This is a genomic window from Mesorhizobium sp. LjRoot246 (assembly GCF_964254115.1).
GTDB lineage: Bacteria > Pseudomonadota > Alphaproteobacteria > Rhizobiales > Rhizobiaceae > Mesorhizobium.
Genome location: NZ_CAXUSN020000001.1, coordinates 5704277 through 5728337, shown reverse-complemented (window position 1 = coordinate 5728337; position 24061 = coordinate 5704277). Strand labels below are relative to the sequence as shown.

Sequence of the window (24061 nt, the reverse complement as noted above, 5' to 3'; positions counted from 1 at the left end):
ACGAATTTTTTGGTCTGGATCCGCAGACGACCGGAAGTGTGCCCGACGAGGATCCGGCGTCGGATCCCAGGATCGAAAACGCCATCGATGCAGTTCTCGCGGTTGACCGTCCCGGATTTGGTTCGGCGGTGAACGTTCTGACCGTTCTGTTGAATGGCCACTACCAGACGATGGGCGACGTTGAAGTCATTCGCGGCGGCGAAGGCAATGATTTCATCGCGTCCGGCACTGGCGTGTTTGAAATCCGTGGTGAGGAGGGCAATGATTTTCTCATCGGCAAGAACGGGCTCTACGTTCCGCCCAAGCCGGCGACAGAGGACACCCCGGCGGAGCCGGAGCGACGCCTGACGGTGGATGGCGGCGTCGGCAACGATCATGTGGTCGCGGTCGGCGGTACGGGAGCAATTGCTGTCGGCGGGCTTGGTCGCGACTTCATCTTCAACACCTCCGATCACGGCCAGCTCTATGGCGATACGATCGACGGCCAGGGCGGGGTCTCGACCTCTGGCCTGACCGATTCCGACGTGTTCTGGTACTGGCCGGGCACCTTCATCATGGACGCCCAGCCGAACGACCTCTTGCAGATGTTCGGTTTTCCGCTGCTCGGCGGCTCGAATTCCATCGCAGGCATACCGGCAGGCGATGGCTCGCTCGCCATCGACTGGCTCTTCCCGTTCGTCTTCTACGGCTACACCGACGGCAACCAGCTTCTGGTCATCAACACCCTGTTCGCCGCATTGGGTATCGGGCCAGCTGGCCTCCAGGGCGTCATGGTTGTCGAGGACTATGATTTCGGCGGCTGGAAGGACGAGAACTGGGGCGTGCCGAAGGCCGGCGATCTCGGCATGACCTTCCGCATCTATGGCGGCGAAGGCGCCAAGGAAATCTCGCTGTGGAATGCCGTCTGGGGCAGCCTGTTCACCTATATCGACGTGCTCGAAAACCTTGCCAAGGCGCTTCGCTGGCTTCCGGTTGACGACCCGCTGGTGCTCGACCTCGACGGCGATGGCATCGAGACCGTTTCGCAGTCGCAGTCGGGCGTGCATTTCGATCTCGACGGCGATTACTTCGCCGAGCGGACCGGCTGGATAGGCTCCGATGACGGTTTCCTGGTTGTCGACCGCAATGGCAATGGCCGCATCGACGATGTCTCGGAGATGTTCGGCGGTCCGGACCGCTCCGGCTTTTCGGTGCTGGCCGAGCTTGACGGCAACCATGACGGCGTCATCGATCTCAACGACGCCGGCTTCGCCGAGCTGAAAGTCTGGCGCGACCTCGACCAGGATGGCACCACCGATGCCGGCGAATTGTTCAGCCTCGGCCAGCTCGGCATCGTCTCCATCGACGCGCATGGCCAGGCGCTGAATTCGACGACGCCGCAGGGCACGACCCTGCGCGAAAAGGGCGGCTTCACGCGCGCCGACGGCTCGCATGGCAATGTCTTCGAGGCGATCTTCGAGACCGACCCGACCGACACCATCTTCCGCGGCGACAAGGGCGTCGCCGCCTGGCTGGACGGCGTCAAGCTGCCGGACGCCAAGGGCTTTGGCTCGATGGTCAACCTCGCCGTCGGCGCGTCGAACGATTTCGAACTGGCCGACACGGTGAGGGCGGCGGCCGCCTCGATGACGCTGCCGGACCTCAAGGATATCAGGGAAAAAGCGACGCCGGTGTTCGGCGCCTGGGCCGAGACGCTGGAGCTGACGCGTGAGCTGGCGCCGGTGCTGGTCGCGCAAGGCACGGACGGCGTCACGCTGGTCGACCGTGGCGTCTATGTCGAGGATGCCGCCGGCGGCTACTGGACCTTGAAGAGCGGTGCTGCCGTGTACGATGCCGGCGGCCATGCGATCGCCCGGCCGACGCTGGAAAACATCCTGGCGCAGGCGACGGCGCAAGGCCAGGACTGGCGGCTGGAGCAGACATTCTCGCCGACCTCGCGCGCCGAGCCGCTCGAGCACCGCGACGCAGCACCCTATCTGGTTACGGTTGTCGACGGCCGCGCCGTCATTTCCGATTACGGCATCGAGAATCCGGACGGCAGCTGGCGGCTGGCCAGCGGTGCGCCGGTGCATGACGCCGCCGGCAACGCCATCGCCCACCCGACGGTCGCCGACATCCGCGCCATGACGCCGCCCGCCGGCATGGAATGGCGCGTCGAGAGCCTCGGCGCCAACCCCTATGCCGACCTGCCGGTCGACAAGATCGGCGTCTATCTCATCGACGGCATCGTCGTCGACTACACCGTCCAGGTGACCGACGCCGACGGCAGCTTCTATGTCTGGGCGCGCAATCTCGATCGCGCGCTCGAGCTGCAGAACAAGCTCGGCCATCCCGGCGAGTTCCAGCTGCGCAACTACGAGGTCGATTTCGACACGCTCGACGAGGTCGGTTCGAGCGATGACAGCGCCTACCGCGTCGAGGTGATGACGGCCGGCCAGCTGCACTTCGCCACCTCGATCTACGGCGTCGATTTCCAGCCGCAGATGATGGCCGCGGTCACCGATCCGGTGACCGGCATGGTCAGCTATTCGGTCGGCTCCTTCAATGGCGAAGAGGCGCCAAGCACGAATCCCGACGGCAGCTATCACAGCGTCATTGCGCCGGCCATCGACATGCTCGACGTGCTGATGCAGAACTACATCGAGGTCAGCCGCGGCTTTGCCGTGCGTATGGCGCTGCAGGGCGGCCTGTCCGAGTTCGCGCAGGGCCTCGCCTACAACGCCGACACCGACCAGTTCCATGCCACCACCGACCGCGAAATGGCGCCGATGTTCGAGGCGATCTTCGCCGGCGCACCGGATGGCGCGACGGCCGCCTATGATTATCTCGCCGACTGGCGCGAGATCCTCGAGGTCGTCTATCCCGACTACCATCTCGACACCACGGCCAACTTCGTCACCGGCACGATGAAGCTGGACAAGGAATTCGTCTTCCAGATGATCATCCCGGCCTTCGAGAATGTCGGCATCGACGCCGACCTTCCGGCGGTGATGCACGCGCTCGGCGTCGACGAGACCAAGCTGATCGCCGAGACCGGCGCGCCGGTCGTCAACGGCACTGGCGGCGCCGACTATTTCTACATTTCGGCCGCCGGCGACCAGACCTACAAGGGCGGCTACGGCCGCGACGTCTATTTCGTCGGCAAGGGCTTCGGCCACGACGTCATCGAGGACCGCGAGGAGCCGCTCAGGGCGCATTCGGCCGACGAGCTGCGCTTTGCCCAGGCGAAGTCCACCGATGTCTATGCCACCCGCGACGGCCAGGACCTCGTCCTGTCCATCATCGGCACCGACGACGTGCTGCGCGTCAAGAACCAGTTCGTCGGCGACAAGATCGACCCGCTGTTCGGCTTCAATTTCGCGCCCGACACCAAGATGGTCAACATCGTCTTCGCCGACGGCGTCATCTGGGATGCCTTCCAGATCGCCCGGGCGGTCAGCCACCCGACCAATGCCGACGAACTCGTGCTCGGCTCGGAATCGCGCGACTTCCTCGAAGGCGGCAAGGGCAACGACGTGCTGCGCGGCGGCCGCGACGGCGACATCTACGTCTTCCGCCAGGGCGACGGCGACGACCGCATCTCCGATTCCAACGACTGGCCGACCGACGATCCCAAGGTCAAGATGGACCTGCTGCAGTTCGTCGGCGACATCACCCCGGAAACCATCCGCTTCCACCGCGCCGGCGAAAGCAACGACGTCACGCTGACCATGCTGGACGCCGCGGGCAACTCGACCGGCGACCGCGTCACCCTGGAGAACCAGTTCGGCTGGTACAACATCCCGCTCCTCGGCCTGCTGTTCCCGGACACGATCGAGCGCGTCGCCTTTCAGGACGGCTCCTTCATGACCGAGAAGGACGTCATGGCGCGTGTCCTGGAGGACATGAAGACCGACGGCCAGGACGCCATCTACGGCTTCAACAACGCCGACACGCTGGATGGCGGCGCCGGTGACGATGTTCTGGTCGGGCGGGCGCAGGACGACACCTACATCTACGGCCGCAATTATGGCCGCGACGTCGTCGCCGACGGCCACAACGACTTTTTCGGCAGCAGCTATGATGTCCTGAAATTCAAGGACGGCCTGCGCTGGACCGATTTCGATTTCGAGCGCGACGGCGCCTCGGCCACCATCACGATGCGCGTCACCGGCACCAACGATACGGTGACGCTGAAGGACCAGTACAAGAGCGAATTCCTGCTCGGCTTCGCCAATATGGTGGAGCGGCTCGATTTCGCCGACGGGACCTCGTGGGACTATGTCAAGCTTGCGCAGCATGTCATCGACCTTGCCCGCACCGATGGCGACGACGTTATCTACGGCTTCGACATCGGCAATACCCATGACGGCGGCGCCGGCAACGACAGGCTGGAAGGCTTTGGTGGCTCCGACACCTATGTGTTCGCGCGCGGCTACGGCAACGACGTCGTCTACGATACGTCAGGGGGCAGCGACACACTGCAGATGCAAGGCATTGCTTTCGATGACGTGATCATCGGCCGTGCCGGCAACGATCTCACCTTCACGGTGCGCAACACCGGCGAGAAGCTGACGCTTTCGGACCAGTACTACCGCTACGGCGAGCAGGGACATGCGGTCGAGTCGTTCGTGTTCTCCGACCAGATCGTCGATTTCCGCAACCTGAACCCCGAAGATGTCGACCTGGTCGGCACCGCGGCCGGCGAAACACTGATCGGCACCAACTTCGGTGAAGTCATCGACGGACGTGGCGGCGACGACACGCTGATCGGCAACAGCGACGGCGACACCTATCTCTTCGACGTCGGCTACGGCCACGACGTGGTCCAAGACCACCAGACCAGGCTCGCCTGGGAAGATCGCAACGGCAAGAGCTTGGCGGAGCACGACGACACCATCCGCTTCGGTGATGACATCACCACCGGCAATGCCGTCTTCACCAAGGATGGCAATGACCTGCTGGTCTCGGTCTCCGGCCATACCGACACGCTGCGCGTGCGCAACCAGTTCTCGTCGATCGAAGACGGGATCGAATGGTTCGAGTTCAAGGACGGGACCCGCTGGCATATTTCCGACATCGAGGAGCGGCTTGCCATCGTCGGCGGCAGCCGCGGTGACGATCGCCTGGTCGGCATCGTCGACCAGCCCAACGTGCTCGACGGCCGTCAGGGCGACGATGAACTGATCGGCGGCCGGTTGGGTGACACCTATGCCTTCGGCGGCGCCTACGACCTTGATGAGATCACCGAACGGGCCGACGGTGTTGCCGGCGCGATCGACCGCGTCATCTTCGGCAGCTCGGTCGATCCGGACGCGATCATCGTGCGTCGCGACGGCGACAATCTGATTATCGATCTCGGCAATGGCGAGGATCGGCTGACCATCGTCGACGGGCTGACCGTACGGCAGGTCGAGGAATTCCAGTTCGGTGACGGCACCACGCTGACGCTGGAGCAGATCCGCACCAGGATGCTCGTCGGCACGGATGGCGACGACGCGCTGGTCGGCTTCGACGACCGCAACGACGTGCTGGACGGCGGCGCCGGCTCCGACGCACTGGAAGGCAGGTACGGCAACGACACCTACAAGTTCGGGCTGGGCTCGGCTGACGATTCCATCCTCGACGCGGGCGGCGTCGATAAGGTGGTGTTCGGTGCCGGCATCAGCACGGCCATGGTCAAGTTCTCGGACGAGGGCGGGGACTTGCTCGTCCAGCTCAAGGGCGCCGGCGACACGCTGATCATCTATGGCGGCGCGGCGGCGGGAGCCGGGCAGCAGGTCGAGACATTCGTCTTCGAGGACGGAACGGTGCTTGGCATGGATTCCGTGCTGCGCAGCCTGCTCGCCGACGCGCAGACGCCCGGCCACGACATCGTCGACGCCCATATCGACCTGCCGGTTACGGTCGAACCCGGCCGTGGTGACGATTCGGTCTCCATCGGCGAAGATGGCGAACTGGTGTTCAAGGCCGGAGACGGCTCCGACGTCGTCGATGCCGACCAGTACGCCGTCAGCCGCGTGACGTTCTCCGATCTCGCCTCGACGGACGCGGTGATCCGCCGCGTCGACCTTGACGGGCCGGATCTTGTCATCGCCTTCCCCAATTCGGGCGATCAGCTGCGCATCGTCGCGGCGCTGACCAACGCCAACATCCCGTCGATCGAGTTCGCCGACGGCGTCACCTGGAATCGCGCCGAACTGGTGCACCAGGCGATCGCGGCGCAGTCCACCGAGCGCTCCGACGTCATCACCGGTTCAGTCCTCGCCGACACGATCGACGCTGGCAAGGGCGACGACGACGTCCAGGGCGGCGGCGGTGGCGATACCTACACCTACAATCGCGGCGACGGCCGCGACGTGATCGCCGATCTCGGCTCTTCGGGCGAGGATCGTGTGGAAATCCGCGGCTATCGCCCCGATGAGGTGACGATCAGCAAGCCGGTCGCCGACCGCGACGAGATCGTGCTGCGTTTCGAGGGAACCTCGGACGAGATACTGCTGCGCTTCGGCGTCTCGCAAGGCGTTGAAAAAATCGTCTTCGGCGATGGTACGACATGGACCCGTGAGCAGCTGTTCGAGGCAGCGATCGGGCAGGGCACCGCCTATGACGATGTCATCACCGGAACCACCGGTGCCAACACAATCGACGGCGGCGCCGGCAACGATACGCTGACCGGCCGCTCCGGCAGCGACACCTATATCTTCGCCCGCGGCGACGGCCGCGACATCATCGACGACCAGGGCACGACCTCGACCGAGGTCAACCGCCTGGTCATCCGCGACTATGTGCCGGCCGACGCCACGGTGGTGCGCTACACCGACCGGCCGGACGATCTGGTACTGCGTTTTGATGGCGGCGACGAAATCGTCATCGTCGGCGGTTTCAACCAGAACGGAAGGCACGTCGCTACGTTCACGTTCCAGGATGGAACGATTTGGGGCATGGCCGATGTGCTGTTCACCTTGGCGGCCAGCCGGCAACCGGATCAGGCGGAGCGCATCGTTGGCACCAGCGCCGGCGAGACGTTGTTTGGCGGTGGCGGCGACGATTTCCTATCCGGCGGTGGCGGCGGCGATATCTACACGTTCCGGCGCGGTGATGGCGCCGATGTCATCGAAGACAACGGATCGTCGTCCGCGACGCCCCCGGACATCATCGACATCATCGGCTACAACGCGTCGGAAGTCAGCTTCCAGCGTAATCCGGCCGCGGTCAACGACCTGATCATCCGTTTCGCCGGCACTCAGGACCGTATCCATGTCATCGGCGGTCTTGGCACCGATACTGACTTCATCGAGACCGTCAGGTTCGAGGACGGCAGGACTATAAGCCGCACCGAGATTCTTGCGCGCCTGATCACCGATTCCCAGACGGATGGCAACGACATCGTCCAGGGCACCAGCGCCAACGAGCAGTTTGCCGGTAAACTCGGCAATGACCGCCTCCATGGCGGCGACGGCAGCGACACCTATGTGTTCGCCCGCGGCGATGGCAAGGATGTCATCGACGACAATGGCAATGGCGATACCGATGTCTTGAAGATCTCGGGCTATCTGCCCTCTGAAGTTGTTCTGATCCGGGCCGCTTATCCCGCCGATTCCGTCATCCTGCGCTTTGCAGGCGCTGGCGACGAAGTGACATTGGTAAACACGCTCGACGACGATGCTAGTGACCAGATTGAGGAAATCCGTTTCGACAACGGCACCGTTTGGAAGCTCACGGATGTCAAGGCGCTGCTTCTGAGCCAGGCGGCGACGCCGGGAGATGACAGGATCGACGGCTTCACGTCCGGCGACACGATTGCCGGAGGGGCCGGGAACGACAGTCTGTCGGGTGGCAGCGGCAATGACACCTATGTGTTCGCGCGCGGCGATGGCCAGGACAGTATCGATGACAACAATGGAAATCCGTACAATGGCAGCACCGACGTTTTGCGGATCACTGGTTACCGGTTCGACGAGGCAGTTTTCTCTCAACCTTTTGGTCTGGCCTCGGCGCTCGACATAGGCTTTGCCGGCACCAGCGATCGCATTCGCGTCTGGAATACTCTCAACGGCGACGAAGTGGATCAGATCGAGCAGTTCAAGTTCGATGACCGAACCCTGACGATCGCCGAGGTCAAGGCGCTGCTTCTGAGCCAGGCGGCGACGCCGGGAGATGACAGGATCGACGGCTTCACGTCCGGCGACACGATTGCCGGAGGGGCCGGGAACGACAGTCTGTCGGGTGGCAGCGGCAATGACACCTATGTGTTCGCGCGCGGCGATGGCCAGGACAGTATCGATGACAACAATGGAAATCCGTACAATGGCAGCACCGACGTTTTGCGGATCACTGGTTACCGGTTCGACGAGGCAGTTTTCTCTCAACCTTTTGGTCTGGCCTCGGCGCTCGACATAGGCTTTGCCGGCACCAGCGATCGCATTCGCGTCTGGAATACTCTCAACGGCGACGAAGTGGATCAGATCGAGCAGTTCAAGTTCGATGACCGAACCCTGACGATCGCCGAGGTCAAGGCGCTGCTTCTGAGCCAGGCGGCGACGCCGGGAGATGACAGGATCGACGGCTTCACGTCCGGCGACACGATTGCCGGAGGGGCCGGGAACGACAGTCTGTCGGGTGGCAGCGGCAATGACACCTATGTGTTCGCGCGCGGCGATGGCCAGGACAGTATCGATGACAACAATGGAAATCCGTACAATGGCAGCACCGACGTTTTGCGGATCACTGGTTACCGGTTCGACGAGGCAGTTTTCTCTCAACCTTTTGGTCTGGCCTCGGCGCTCGACATAGGCTTTGCCGGCACCAGCGATCGCATTCGCGTCTGGAATACTCTCAACGGCGACGAAGTGGATCAGATCGAGCAGGTCAAGTTCGATGACCGAACCCTGACGATCGCCGAGGTCAAGGCGCTGCTTCTGAGCCAGGCGGCGACGCCGGGAGATGACAGGATCGACGGCTTCACGTCCGGCGACACGATTGCCGGAGGGGCCGGGAACGACAGTCTGTCGGGTGGCAGCGGCAATGACACCTATGTGTTCGCGCGCGGCGATGGCCAGGACAGTATCGATGACAACAATGGAAATCCGTACAATGGCAGCACCGACGTTTTGCGGATCACTGGTTACCGGTTCGACGAGGCAGTTTTCTCTCAACCTTTTGGTCTGGCCTCGGCGCTCGACATAGGCTTTGCCGGCACCAGCGATCGCATTCGCGTCTGGAATACTCTCAACGGCGACGAAGTGGATCAGATCGAGCAGGTCAAGTTCGATGACCGAACCCTGACGATCGCCGAGGTCAAGGCGCTGCTTCTGAGCCAGGCGGCGACGCCGGGAGATGACAGGATCGACGGCTTCACGTCCGGCGACACGATTGCCGGAGGGGCCGGGAACGACAGTCTGTCGGGTGGCAGCGGCAATGACACCTATGTGTTCGCGCGCGGCGATGGCCAGGACAGTATCGATGACAACAATGGAAATCCGTACAATGGCAGCACCGACGTTTTGCGGATCACTGGTTACCGGTTCGACGAGGCAGTTTTCTCTCAACCTTTTGGTCTGGCCTCGGCGCTCGACATAGGCTTTGCCGGCACCAGCGATCGCATTCGCGTCTGGAATACTCTCAACGGCGACGAAGTGGATCAGATCGAGCAGGTCAAGTTCGATGACCGAACCCTGACGATCGCCGAGGTCAAGGCGCAGATTGCGGTCGGTTCCGTCAACCAGATTTCCGGGACGGCCGGTATCGACACATTGAAATCGCTTCCAAGCAATGATCGGTTGTCTGGCGGCGATGGCAGCGACACCTATGTATTTGGCCGTGGCGGCGGCGCCGACGCAATCGTCGATGCCGGCAATTCTGATACTGACATTCTGAAGATCGAGGGTTATTCCGCTTCGGAAACCAGCGTATCGCGCAATGGCACCGACCTGGTCATCAGCTTTGCCGGCAGCACCGACATGGTGCGCGTCGTCGATACCCTGGAAGACAGTTACATCAATCAGGTCGAGCAGATCAAATTCGACGATGGCACGATCTGGACAACGGCCGGTGTTCGCAATGCTCTGGTGGCACAGGCGTCAACGGGGGGCGACGATCGCATTTCGGGGTTCAATGTTTCCGGCGATATGCTGGTGGGCGGGCTGGGCAATGATTGGCTCTCAGGGGGTCAAGGCTCCGACACCTATGTGTTCGGTCGTGGCGGCGGCTCCGATACGATCCTCGATGCCGGCTATTATGCCACCGACACTTTGAAGATCGAAGGGTATTCCGCTTCGGAAACCAGCGTATCGCGCAATGGCGCCGACTTGTTGATCAGCTTTGCCGGCAGCACCGACATGGTGCGCGTCGTCGATACCCTGGAAGACAGTTACATCAATCAGGTCGAGCAGATCAAATTCGACGATGGCACGATCTGGACAACGGCCGGTGTTCGCAATGCTCTGGTGGCACAGGCGTCAACGGCGGGCGACGATCGCATTTCGGGGTTCAATGTTTCCGGTGATACGCTGGTGGGCGGGCTGGGCAATGATTGGCTCTCAGGGGGTCAAGGCTCCGACACCTATGTGTTCGGTCGTGGCGGCGGCTCCGATACGATCCTCGATGCCGGCTATTATGCCACCGACACTTTGAAGATCGAGGGTTATTCCGCTTCGGAAACCAGCGTATCGCGCAATGGCACCGACCTGGTCATCAGCTTTGCCGGCAGCACCGACATGGTGCGCGTCGTCGATACCCTGGAAGACAGTTACATCAATCAGGTCGAGCAGATCAAATTCGACGATGGCACGATCTGGACAACGGCCGGTGTTCGCAATGCTCTGGTGGCACAGGCGTCAACGGGGGGCGACGATCGCATTTCGGGGTTCAATGTTTCCGGCGATATGCTGGTGGGCGGGCTGGGCAATGATTGGCTCTCAGGGGGTCAAGGCTCCGACACCTATGTGTTCGGTCGTGGCGGCGGCTCCGATACGATCCTCGATGCCGGCTATTATGCCACCGACACTTTGAAGATCGAAGGGTATTCCGCTTCGGAAACCAGCGTATCGCGCAATGGCGCCGACTTGTTGATCAGCTTTGCCGGCAGCACCGACACGGTGCGCGTCGTCGATACCCTGGAAGACAGTTACATCAATCAGGTCGAGCAGATCAAATTCGACGATGGCACGATCTGGACAACGGCCGGTGTTCGCAATGCTCTGGTGGCACAGGCGTCAACGGCGGGCGACGATCGCATTTCGGGGTTCAATGTTTCCGGTGATACGCTGGTGGGCGGGCTGGGCAATGATTGGCTCTCAGGGGGCCAAGGCTCAGACACCTATGTGTTCGGTCGTGGCGGTGGCGCCGATACGATCGTCGATGCCGGCTATTATGCCACCGACACTTTGAAGATCGAGGGTTATTCCGCTTCGGAAACCAGCGTATCGCGCAATGGCACCGACCTGGTTATCAGCTTTGCCGGCAGCACCGACACGGTGCGCGTCCTCGATACCCTGGAAGGCAGTTACATCAATCAGGTCGAGCAGATCAAATTCGACGATGGCACGATCTGGACAACGGCCGATGTTCGCAACCTTGTGTTGGCGCAGGCTGCGAAACCAGGTTCGGATGTAATCAACGGCTTCAGCAGTGACGACACATATACTTGGCGGCGGGGCGACGGCAACGATGTGGTCACGGATCCGGGTGGCGCCGCGGACCGTCTCATACTTGTCGGCGTCTTGCCTGAGGAAGTCTCGATCCTGACGGATGCCGGCAACCACTCGACGGATGCTGTTCTGGTTATCTCCGAAAGCGCGGGCGGTGCCGGCGACGGGGGCACGGTCCGCCTTCGCGGTTCGATCAATGCCGGCGGCAACGGCATTGAAACGATCCTCTTCGGCGATGGCAGAACGTGGTCGATTGCCGATTATCAGAGCATAGCAATCTCCTCGGTAAAAACCGACGCTGACGACGTGATCAATGGCTTTACATCGAATGACACACTGGTCGGTGGGCTTGGCGACGATCATCTCTACGGTGGCGACGGCAGCGATACATACGTCTTCAATCGTGGTGATGGTCGCGATGTAATCGAGGACAATGGCTGGGATGACACCGACACGGTGCGCATTCGCGGCTATGCGCCGACGGATCTGATTTTATCGGAGAGCAATTATCCAGAGGATTCACTGGCGATCCGCTTCATCGGCACTAGCGACGAGCTGACGCTGGTTAACACTCTGGACCAGGCCCGCGAGGACCAGATCGAGCGTCTCGAGTTCGATAACGGTATCGTCTGGACGATCGAAGAGGTGAAGGCCCACTTGCTGGCATCACGGTCCACGGCAGGCAACGACACATTTTCCGGCTTCTACGGCGACGATCTCATTGCAGGCGGACGAGGCAACGACACTGTAACCGACGAGTTTGGCGCCGATACCTACGTCTACACTCGTGGAGACGGTTACGACCTGATTATCGATCAGACCAACCAGGCTGGCGACGTGCTGGACCTGCGCGGCATCTCGCCGGACGAGGTAACGGTAAGGCGCGGCCTGCAGGATGATCTGGAACTGCTCATCGCTCCTTCGGCGCGGGACGCCTCCGATGCCGGACGCATCACCATCCGCAACTCCTTCCTTGCCACGTCTTCGGTCGGAATCGAGGTTGTCAAGTTCGACGACGGCACGGTGTGGACGCGCGACATGTTCGAGACGCTGGCCGCGCGCAATGTCGCGACCGCCGGCGATGACCGCATCATCGGAACGTCGCAGGCCGATCACCTCGCCGGCCTTGGCGGCGACGACTATGTTTCGGGCGGTGCCGGCGACGATACCTATGTCTTTGTACGCGGCGATGGCCAGGACATCGTCCGCGAAGCCGGCTCGGGCACCGATACGATCGAGATTTCCGGCTATGCCGCGAACGAAATCAGCTTCACCCGGCGCGGTCGCGACGGTCAGGACTTGATCATCCGTCTCGGCGCCAGCGAAGCCATCACCGTCGTCAACGGATTGAGCGATGGCTACGCCGACGCGATCGAACGCGTGGTGCTCGTCGATTCCGGCCGCGTCTACAACTGGGCCGAAATCCAGAGTTCGCTAGTGCTAGGCAACCCAAGTCCGGAGTCCGACCAGATTATCGGCACCAGCGCTGCCGACACCTTGCACGGCGGCGGCGGCGCCGATCTCTTGATCGGCCTTGGCGGCAATGACACCTATGTCTACACCGCCGGCGACGGCGACGACCGCATCAGCGACGGCGCCACCAGCACCGGCGACAGATTGTTGCTGCAGGGCATTGCCTCGACCGATGTGCAGTGGGCGCGCCGCAGTCCTGCCGACGGCAACGATCTGGTGCTGCGTTTCGAAGGCGCACAGGATCGCATCACGCTGACCGACACGTTGTCCGGCTCCGGCCACGGCATCGAGAAGGTTGTCTTTGCCGATGGCGTCGAGTGGAACCTTGCGGCCATGCGGGCGGCGGTACTGTCCTCGGCGACGACGGCGGAGGCCGACACCATCCGCGGCTTTGACGGCAACGATTTGCTGGTTGGCGGACGTGGCGACGACTGGCTGCTTGGCGGCCAGGGCAACGACACCTACCGCTTTGCACAGGGCGACGGCCACGACATCGTCGAGGACACCGGCACCACCTTTGGCGATCGTCTGGAAATCACCGACCTGCTTTCGCTGGAGGCAACGGTGGAGCGCCTCTACAAGGGCAGCGACACGGTCGTTATCTCCTTTGCCTCCGGCGGCGACACCATCACCGTGCGCGATGCCTTGTCGCAGACGGGCGCCGGCGTCGAGCAGATCGTCTTCGCCGACGGTGTGGTCTGGACCAGGCAGACGCTGCTCACCTTGCTTGACAACCATGCGCCCGTGACCGTCGAGGACGGCATCTTCACGGTGAAGATGGATCAGGAGCTTCATCTCGATCCGTCGCTTCTGCTGCGCAACGACTATGACGCCGATGGCGACACGCTGCGTGTCATCGCCGTGCATGGCGGCCCGAACGGCACCGCCCAGATCGGCGGCAATGGCGAGATCATCTTCACCGCGGCGCCGGGCTTCACCGGCGCGACCACTTTCACCTACACGGTGAGCGACGGCCGCAACGGCCTGTCCACGGCAACCGTCGACGTGCGCGTCACGCCGCCGGCCAGCGCCAAGGACGATTTCGGCTTCACCGTCGGCGAGGACGAGTTCCTGGCAATCGACGTCAGGCGACTGTTGTCCAACGACATCGACGGCGACAGGATGATCGTCGCCCAGGTGCTGGATGCGGTCAACGGCACCGTCAGCCTGTCGAGCGATGGCCATATCGGTTTCACGCCCTCCGAGAATTTCCACGGTCTTGCAAGCTTCCGCTATGTGGCGAACACGCCGGAGGGCGGCCGCGCCGAGGCGATAGTCTATATCGACGTCACGCCGCGCAACGACGCGCCCGACGCGCGCAACGACACCGGCTTCGTCACCGACGAGGATGTCGCGTTCCAGATCAACGCCTCGACGCTGTTGCAGAACGATTCCGATATCGACGGCGACACGCTCAGGGTCACCTCGGTCATCGGTAACGAGCATGTGCGCGTCGAGCTTACCGACGACGGCGTCATTCTGGTAACGCCGGAGCCATTCTTCTTCGGTCAGACGACCTTCAGCTATGTGGTCACCGATTCACAAGGCGCGACCGACACCGCCACGGTTCGGATCGACGTCACCCCGGTCAACGACCCGCCGGCGCCGGTCGCCGACTCCTTCACCATCGACGAAGACGAGCCGATCCTGATCGCCGCGGCGACGCTGATGGCCAACGACATCGAGCATGACGGCGACCCGCTCCACATCGCCTCGGTGCGTGGCGGCAGCGGCGGCTCGGTGCAGCTGTTCGAGAACCAGACGGTGCTGTTCACGCCGTCGGCCAATTATTTCGGCCAAGCCTATTTCTTCTACACGGTCGATGACGGGCAAGGCGGCCTGGTCGAGGCCAGGGTCAATGTCCAGGTCGATCCGATCAACGACGCGCCCAATGCCCGCGACGACAGCTATACGACCTTCTTCCTCAACGGCATCGAGGACACGCCGCTCACCATTTCAGTCGCTTCCCTGCTTGGCAATGACGGCGATATCGACGGGCAGACGCTGACGATCCAGTCGGTTTCCGCCAGCGGGAACGGCACGGCGGAACTGCGTGCGGATGGCACCATCATCTTCACGCCTGCCGCCGACTACTGGGGCGAGGCGACCTTCCACTACGTCGTGTCCGACGAGGGCGGCCTGGTCGACGATGCTGCCGTCACCATGTATTTCGCACCGGTGGGCGACGCACCGCCAGAGGCCGGCAACGACACGATCTATATCTATGAGGATGTGCCGACAGTCATTCCGGTCTCGGCACTTCTCGGCAACGACACCGACATTGACCGCGACCCGCTTGAGATCATCAGCATCTCGATGGGCTTCGGCACGCATGGCAGCGTCGCGTTCAACGAAAACGGCGACATCGTCTTCACGCCGGGTCTCAACAAGACCTCGGGAAGCGAATTCTCCTATGTCGTGACCGACAACGCCGACGGCACCGACAGCGCCCGCGTCTCCATCGTCATCATCCCGGTAAACGACGCGCCGACCGCGGCGCCCGATACCGGCTCGACCAGCCTCGATGCGCCGCTGGTCCTGCGCATTTCCGACCTGATGGCCAATGACAGCGATGTCGACCTCGACCCGGACGACTACGATCTGCTGTCGTTTGCAGGCGTGCGCTCGACCAGCGCCGGCACGGCGACCATCTACAACAACGAGTTCGTCGTCGTCGAATACGCGCGCGGCTTCTCGGGTGCCGTCTCGCTCGATTATACGATCAAGGATGAGGTCGGCGTCGAGGACGATGGCACCGTCCAGGCGGCGATTTCCGCCGCCCATGCCGCCACGCTCACCGGCAGCGCCATCCGCGATCTCATCATCGCCACCTATCTCGGCGAGCGCATCGAGGGCCTCGGAGGCAATGACGACATCTTCGGCCGCGAAGGTGACGACTATATCGTCGGCGGCGATGGTGGCGACCGCATCGATGGTGGCGATGGCTTCGACACGGTCGACTTCGTCGGTTCGAACATCGGTGTCCGCGCCGATCTTGCCGCGCGCATCGGCCAGGGCGGCCATGCGCAGGGCGACATCTATTTCTCGATCGAACAGCTGATCGGCACATCCTTCGCCGACGAGCTGGACGGTGATGCCAACGCCAATGTCCTGAAGGGCCTTGGTGGCGCGGACTTGCTGGTCGGCCGCGAGGGCGCCGACACGCTGGAAGGCGGGCAAGGCGATGACCGGCTGGACGGCGGCAAGGGCGCCGACCGGCTCGACGGCGGTGCCGGTTCGGACACGGTCGACTATTTCCTCTCCGATGCAGCCGTGCAGGTTTCGCTGGCCGCCGGCACCGCCGCCGGCGGCGACGCGGCTGGCGACATTCTGGTCGGCATCGAAAACCTGATCGGCACCGATTTCAGCGACGTGCTGGAAGGCGACGGCAATGACAATATGCTGACCGGCGGCCGCGGTGACGACCACCTGTTCGGCGGCGCCGGCAACGACATCCTGATCGGCGGCCGTGGCGCCGATGAGATGGTCGGCGGCGACGGCATCGACCAGGCCGACTACTCGACCTCGGTCGAGGGCGTCAGCATCAACATGGCCAACGGCGCGGCCGGCGGCGGCGATGCGCTCGGCGACACCTTCTCTTCGATCGAACTGGTGATTGGCTCCTTCCATGACGATACCATCGTCGGCGACGCCGGCGACAACGTCATTCGCGGCGGCCGCGGCGCCGACCATATCGACGGCGGCGGCGGTTTCGATATAGCCGACTACAGCGCCGCGGACGAAGGCGTCATCGTCGATCTCGGCAGCAACTTCGGCTCCGCTGGCGAGGCGGCCGGCGACGTGCTCACCAACATCGATATGCTGGTCGGTTCGTCGTATCAGGACTATCTGGCCGGCGGTGCAGCCGCCGAGACCTTCGAAGGCGGCTTCGACGACGACACGCTGGCTGGCGGCGGCGGCTCCGACCGCTATCTGTTCGGCTATGATTCTAGCGCCGACACGGTCTATGAAAACGGCGCGACCACGGACATCGACCAGATCGTGCTCGACGCCGATGTGCGCGTGAAGGATGTCAGCATTATCCGTGCCGGCGACGATCTGGTGCTTGAGCTGGAACATGATGACGGCTTGCTGATCGACACCATCCGCGTGGTCGGGCATTTCACCGGCACGCAAACCGGCATCGAGGAGGTCGTGTTCGCCGACGGCAGCGTCTGGGACCGCGATGATATCGACTTCCTCCAGCGCAATGGCAGCTTCAACGCCGAGAACGACGTCATCCGCTTCGCCGACGAGGATGTGGCGCTGGTCATCGCTCGCCATAGGCTGACCAACAACGACGCCGCCGAGGCGACCGAGCTTTTGACGATCATCTCGGTCGGCAATGCGGTGAATGGCACTGCGACGCTGCTCGCCGACGGTTCGGTGCGCTTTGTCAGTGCGCCCGATTTCAACGGCGATGCGTTCTTCGACTACACGGTGCGCGACCAGGCCGGCCGCGAATCGACGGCCAGGGTCGAGGTCGACGTGCTGCCGGTCAACGATGCGCCGATCGCCCACAATGACGGCGTCTTCACCGGTGTCGAGGACACGACACTGTTCATCTCCTATGCCGATCTGTTCGGTAACGACATCGATGTCGACGGCGATGATCTCCAGGTCGTGGCAGTCGGCCCGCTGCTCGACGACAACGGCCATCCGCTTTACCAGAATCTGCCGGGCGCAGCCTCCAACGGCATCGCCTTCGCCGGCAATGACGGTATCTATTTCACCCCAGACGGCGATCACTACGGCTTCGCCGGCTTCACCTACACGATCACCGATCCGTCGGGCGAGACCTCGACCGCTTCGGTCGAGCTCAACTTCATCGGCGTCAACGACGCGCCAGATGCCGAGAAGGATGGCGCCACCGCCCGCCTTGGCCAGACGAAGACAATCTATGTCCGTGATTTGCTGGCCAACGACCATGATGTCGAAGGCGACGATTTCTCCTTCGTCGGCATTCATTCGGCCAGCAACGGCACGGCCAGCCTGCGCACGATCATCGAGAACGGCGTCGCGGTCCAGGTCATCGATTTCGATGGCGCGGCGCTTGGCGATGCATCCTTCCTTTACGATGTCATCGACGTGCATGGCGCCCAGTCGACCGGCCTGGTCGAGATCCATGTCATCCCGCTCAACGATCCGCCGGACGCGCGCAACGATGGCGGCTTCGAGACGCTTGAAGACCAGCCGATCATCATCGACCCGTCGGTGCTGCTGGCCAACGACACCGACCCCAATGGCGATCCGCTGTCGGTCATCACGCTCGAGCGCTTCCCGCTCAACGGCAAGGTGGCGTTCAACGAAGACGGCATGATCGTCTTCACGCCGCGCTCCGACTACAACGGCGCCGCCGGCTTCACCTATACGATCTCCGACGGCCGCGGCGGCACCGACACGGCGTTCGTGTCGATCACCATCCTGGTCGACAATGACGGGCCGGTGCTGCGCGACGACATCACTTCCGGGCTCGAGGACCATCCGATCACCATCCTGGCGGCGGAAGCCTTCGCCAACGATATGGATCCGGAGGGTGACGTCATCTTCTTCGAGAACGCACACTTCCTCGGCGTGCTGACGGACGACTTCAGCCACCGCACGCTGCACGAAGAGAGCGTCGATCTCGTTTCGCCATTGGTCGATGCCGGCGTTACCGTGGCCGCGGTTTTGGCCGACGGTTCACCGCTGCCGTCATGGCTGGCCTTCGACCAGGCGACGCTGACCTTCAGCGGCGCGGCGCCCGCAGGCACCGTCGATCCGATCGAGGTGGTGCTGACCTTCTCCGATACCGACCCGCACAGCGGTCAGCCGGTTTCCTATCAAGGCTATCTTTCCATCGACCCGACGAATGCCGCCGCGCTTGCCGTGGGCGTCGCCTACGACGCCGATATGCTGGCCGTCGGGCTGGGCGAAGGCACCTGGTCGGCGGAGCTGGCCTCTGGCCGCGAACTGCCGGGCTGGCTGTCCTTCAATGCCGAGACCATGCGCATCGAGCGTACGACGGTCGAGCCGGCTGCAGACGCCGACATCGCCCGCGTGCACATTGCCTTCGCGCCGACGGATGGCGGCCAGCACGGTTTCGCGATCGAGTTCCGTATCGATCCGAACGCACCGCTCGATCCCGCGATCAACGCGCTGCTCGCCAATCCGGACTTCTTCGCCGCCAACGGCCTGTGGGTGCTGCCGGTGGCCAACGATGCCGCCGTCACCGCCGCCAAGGCGAGCGGCACCGACCTGCCGTCCTGGCTGCATTTCGATCCGCAAACGCTGTCCTTCACCGGCACGCCGCCGGCTGAATATGTCGGCTCCATTCCGGTGCGCATCGATGTCGGCGCCTCGGCCGCGACCGGCATGCCGGCCTTTGCGCTGATCAAGGACGTCGTCATCGACCAGACCTACCATCTGAGCAATCAGGGCGGCTTCCTGATCACCACGACCGACGAACACATCTATGTCTCGACGCCGGAGGACTTCAACGGCGCCTTCGTTATCGAATACAACGCTCATGACGTGAAGGATGCGGTCTCCAGCGAGCCGGCTCGCATCGTCGTCAATGTCGCCGCGCAACGCGAGTTGCCCGATTCGGTGAACGATGCGGTCAATACTTCGGAAGATACCGACGTCACCTTCACGCTCGCTTCGCTGCTCGCCAACGACCGCGACGACGACGGCGATACCATCCGCGTCATCGCTATCGGAGCCCCGGATCGCGGCACGCTCACCGTCACCATTCCTGAGCTCAGCGTCGACCTGCCGCCGGTCTCGGGCCTGAGTGCCGGACCGGTCACGCATTCGGCGACGCTCGCCGACGGCAGCGCGCTGCCGTCCTGGCTGTCGATCGATGCGCAGACCGGAAGGCTTTCCGGTATCCCGCCGCTCGGCCTGCACCAGACGCTGGCCGTGCTCGTCCATTCGAGCGACGGCACCGATACTGTGGATACGGCGCTTTCAGTGCCGGTCGACGGCAACGCCGGCGTCACGCTCACCTACCATCCCGAGCCGCAGCAATCCGGCACGGCGACCTTCACCTATACGATCACCGACGACCATGAGGGCACCAGTACCGCCCAGGTTCATGTCAATGTCGCGCCGGCGAACGATCCGCCGGTGGCGCACGACGACAGCGTCAGCGGTTTCGAGGACACCGTGCTGTCGATCGATCCGGCGACGCTTGCCGCCAACGACAGCGACATCGATGGCGACGCCTTGCGTGTTCTTTCGGTGTTCAACGCCGTGCACGGCGTGGTCCAACTCTCGGGCAACACCATCCTGTTCACCCCCGACCACAATTTCGACGGCGATGCCTTCTTCGAATATGTGGTGACCGACGATGCCGACGGCGTCGATACCGGCCGCGTCACGGTCCATGTCGCCTCCACCGACCAGCATCCGATTGCCGTCGCCGATCACTTCCAGGGCACCGAGGACACACCGGTCACAATCCTGATCGCCGACCTTCTGGCCAACGATTCCGATCCGGACGGCGACACCATCTCCTTCGTCGGCGTCGACCAGAATGGCGACGGTGGACAGGCCTTCATCCTGTCGGGCGGTCGCATTTCGCTGGTCCCGCGCGACAACATCAACGGCACGGTCACCTTCACCTATACGGTGACCGACGGGCGGCTGGGCTCGGTCGAGACGCACAACATCGTCGTCGACTTCGCAGCGGTCAACGATGCGCCGGTGGTGGCGAACGAAAGCGGCTTCATCACGCATGAGGATGAGCCGATCGCCATCGATCTCGCCGCCCTGCTGGCCAACGACAGCGACGTCGAGGGCGACACTTTGAGCATCACTTCGGTGCTCGACCCGGTCAATGGCTCGGTCCGCATCGAAGGCGGCCAAGCGATCTTCACCCCGCGCTCCAACTATTTCGGCAATGGCGGCTTCTCCTATATCGTTTCCGACGGCCATGGCGGCGCCACCACAGGCACGGTCACGCTTTCGGTAATTCCCGATGGTGACCTGCCGATCGCCGTTTCGGACAGCGGCTGGCTCATCGACGAGGACAGTTTTGTCGACATCGATCCGGCCGAGCTTCTGGCCAACGACTACGACCCGGACGGCGGCACAATCAGCTTCGTCGGTGCTTTCGGCAGCGGCGTTGAGGACCTGCCCAACGGCCTGATCCGTTTCACGCCGGCAGCCAACGCCAACGGCCATTTCACGCTCAGCTACACCATCACCGACGGCAGCGGCCCCAACGTGACGGGGACCTTCAGTGTCGATGTCCGCCCGGTGGACGACGACCCGACGGCCAGCGACGATTTCGTCTCCGGCACGGAAGACCAGACGCTGGTGATCCCGATCAGCGCACTGCGCGCCAACGACAGCGATGCCGATGGCCAGTCGATCGCGATCACGGCGCTGACCAACGCCGTCGGCGGTTCGGTGAGTTTCGACAATGCCGGCAACATCGTCTTTGTCGCGGACGCCGATCGCAACGGCCTGGCGAGCTTCGGCTATGTCCTGACCGACGTCACCGGCGCAACCGACACGGCGACGGTGACCATCGACCTGCAACCGGCAAACGACGCGCCGACGATTGCCGTCATCGCGCCGCTGACCGGCACCGAGGACACCCAGTTCACCGCGCAACTGCCGGCCGCGGCCTTTGCCGACATCGATGGCGACACCCTTGCCGTCAGCGTGCTGCTGGCCAATGGTGAGCCGCTGCCCGACTGGCTGGTCTACCATCCCGCGGCCAGAGGTCTCACCGGCCAGCCGCCGGCCGATTTCGCCGGGACGATCGATTTGCGCGTCATCGCCAGCGATGGCTCACTGCAGGCGAGCCGCATCGTCCAACTGGTGATCCAGGGCTTAAACGACGCTCCCGTCGCCATGGACGATGTCGTGGACGGACAGGAGGACCAGACCACAACGATCACCGTGCAGTCGGTGCTGGCCAACGACCATGACGTCGATGGCGATGCGCTGACGATCACGTCGATCTCGGCCAGTCAGGGCGCGACGGCAACGCTCGATGGACTTGGCAACATCGTGGTGACGCGCGAAGCCAACGCCTCCGGCGACGTGCAGATCGAATATGTCGTCTCGGACGGTCACCTGACCGATACCGGCATCATCACCGTAAGCGCCGCGCCGATCAACGACGCGCCGGTGGTCGGACCCCTGCAGAACCGGCATTCGGCCGAGGATGCGCCGATCGACTTCGTGCTGCCGCTAGGCTGGGCAACGGATGTCGACAGTGACGCGCTGACGATCACCGCCACCCGCGCCGGCGGAACCGCGCTGCCGTCATGGCTCGCCTTCGATCCGGTTGCCATGCGCTTCACCGGTACGCCGCCGGCCGATTTCAACGGCACGGTTTTGCTGCAAGTGACGGCCAGCGACGGTGCGCTGTCGGCGTCGTCGAGCTTCGATCTGGTCATCGATCCGGTCAACGATGCGCCGCGCATTGTGGCGCCGTTCTCCGACCGCTTCGTGACCGAGGACCAGGCGTTCGACGTCACGCTGCAACAGAACCTGTTCACCGATGTCGAAGGCGACCACCTGACCTATTCGATCACCGCCGCCAATGGAGCGGCGCTGCCATCCTGGCTGGTCGCCGATGCCGAGCACCTGCGCCTGACCGGCCGGGCGCCGCAGAACTTCAACGGCTCGCTCGACGTCAAGGTCACGGCTTCCGACGGTTCGCTCTCGACCTCCGACATCTTCAAGTTCACGGTGAGCCCGGTCAACGACGCGCCGGTGCTCGACCATCCGCTGCCGGATGTCAGCACCAACAGCGCCGGCCAGCCGCTGAAGACCGGCAGCGCCTTCACCATCAACATCGCGGCCAACACTTTTAGCGATCCGGACGGCGACGCGCTGCACTACGCGGCGCGACTTGCCAACGGCAACGCGCTGCCGTCCTGGATGACGTTCGACGGCGCCAAACTGACCGGTACGGCGCCGCACAACGCAGCCGGTGCCTGGAACGTCGAAATCCTGGCCAGTGACGGCTCTTTGCAGAATTCCGACGTTTTCCAGGTCACCTTCCAGCAGGGCAATGCCGGACCGATCGTGCGTGACGACGGTCGCTTCAACGTCTACGTGCCGAACGCGCTCACGCTCTCCACCAGCGTGCTCCTGGCCAACGACACCGACCCCGACAACGACCCGTTGTCGGTCGTCGGGATCGGCCAGGGCGGGCATGGCACGGTGACGCTGCAGAACGGCGTCGTCACCTACCGCTCGGCAACCGGTTATGTCGGCAACGATCAGTTCATCTACACGGTGAGCGACGGCAAGAGCACCACCAACGGCACGGTCTTTGTGAAAGCCGACAATAGCTATGCCGGCTATCAGCAAGGCACGACCGGCAACGACAACATGTTCGGCGGCTTCGGCAACGGCTCGCTCTTTGGCGGCGATGGCGACGACAGGCTGGTCACCGGCCTCCTCGGCGGCAATGCTGCCGGCGGGCGTGGCAACGACACCCTGATCGGGTTCGCCGGCAACAACCGGCTCGATGGCAACGAAGGCAACGACAGCATCACTGGCGGCATCGGCAAGGACACGATTTCCGGCGGAACCGGCAATGACCAGATGACCGGCGGCCTGGGCAATGACAACTTCATCTTCGCCCAGGGCGACGGCAGCGACACCATCACCGATTTCGATCCGGGCCTCAGGTTGCTGCGCACTTTCTTCATCGCCGGAGACGAAATCAGCATCGACGTGAACGGCATCAACGATTTCGACGACCTGATGCATGCCGGACATCAGACCGACACCGGCGTGCTGTTTGACTTCGGCAATGGCGATCAGTTGTTCCTGAAGGGCACGCAGCTTGCCGCGCTTGACAAGGACAGCTTTACCTTCTTTTAGGGCATCGGACCCCGGGACGATCCGATTCTCAAACAAAGAGATAGACTAGCAGGTTGTTGAAAAAGGATCCGAGATACCCGTTTTGAATCTGATTTGTACTCGGCTGATTCTGATGGGTT

1 protein-coding gene is annotated in these 24061 nt (G+C 63.0%); it reads left to right on the top strand.

Going from position 1 to position 24061, the window contains the following annotated elements:
• Nucleotides 1–128: 128 nt before the first annotated feature.
• A complete protein-coding gene (locus ACSQ3L_RS27855; protein WP_436163548.1) occupies nucleotides 129–23942 on the top strand; it encodes a tandem-95 repeat protein in 23814 nt (7937 codons plus the stop codon).
• Nucleotides 23943–24061 lie beyond the last annotated feature (119 nt).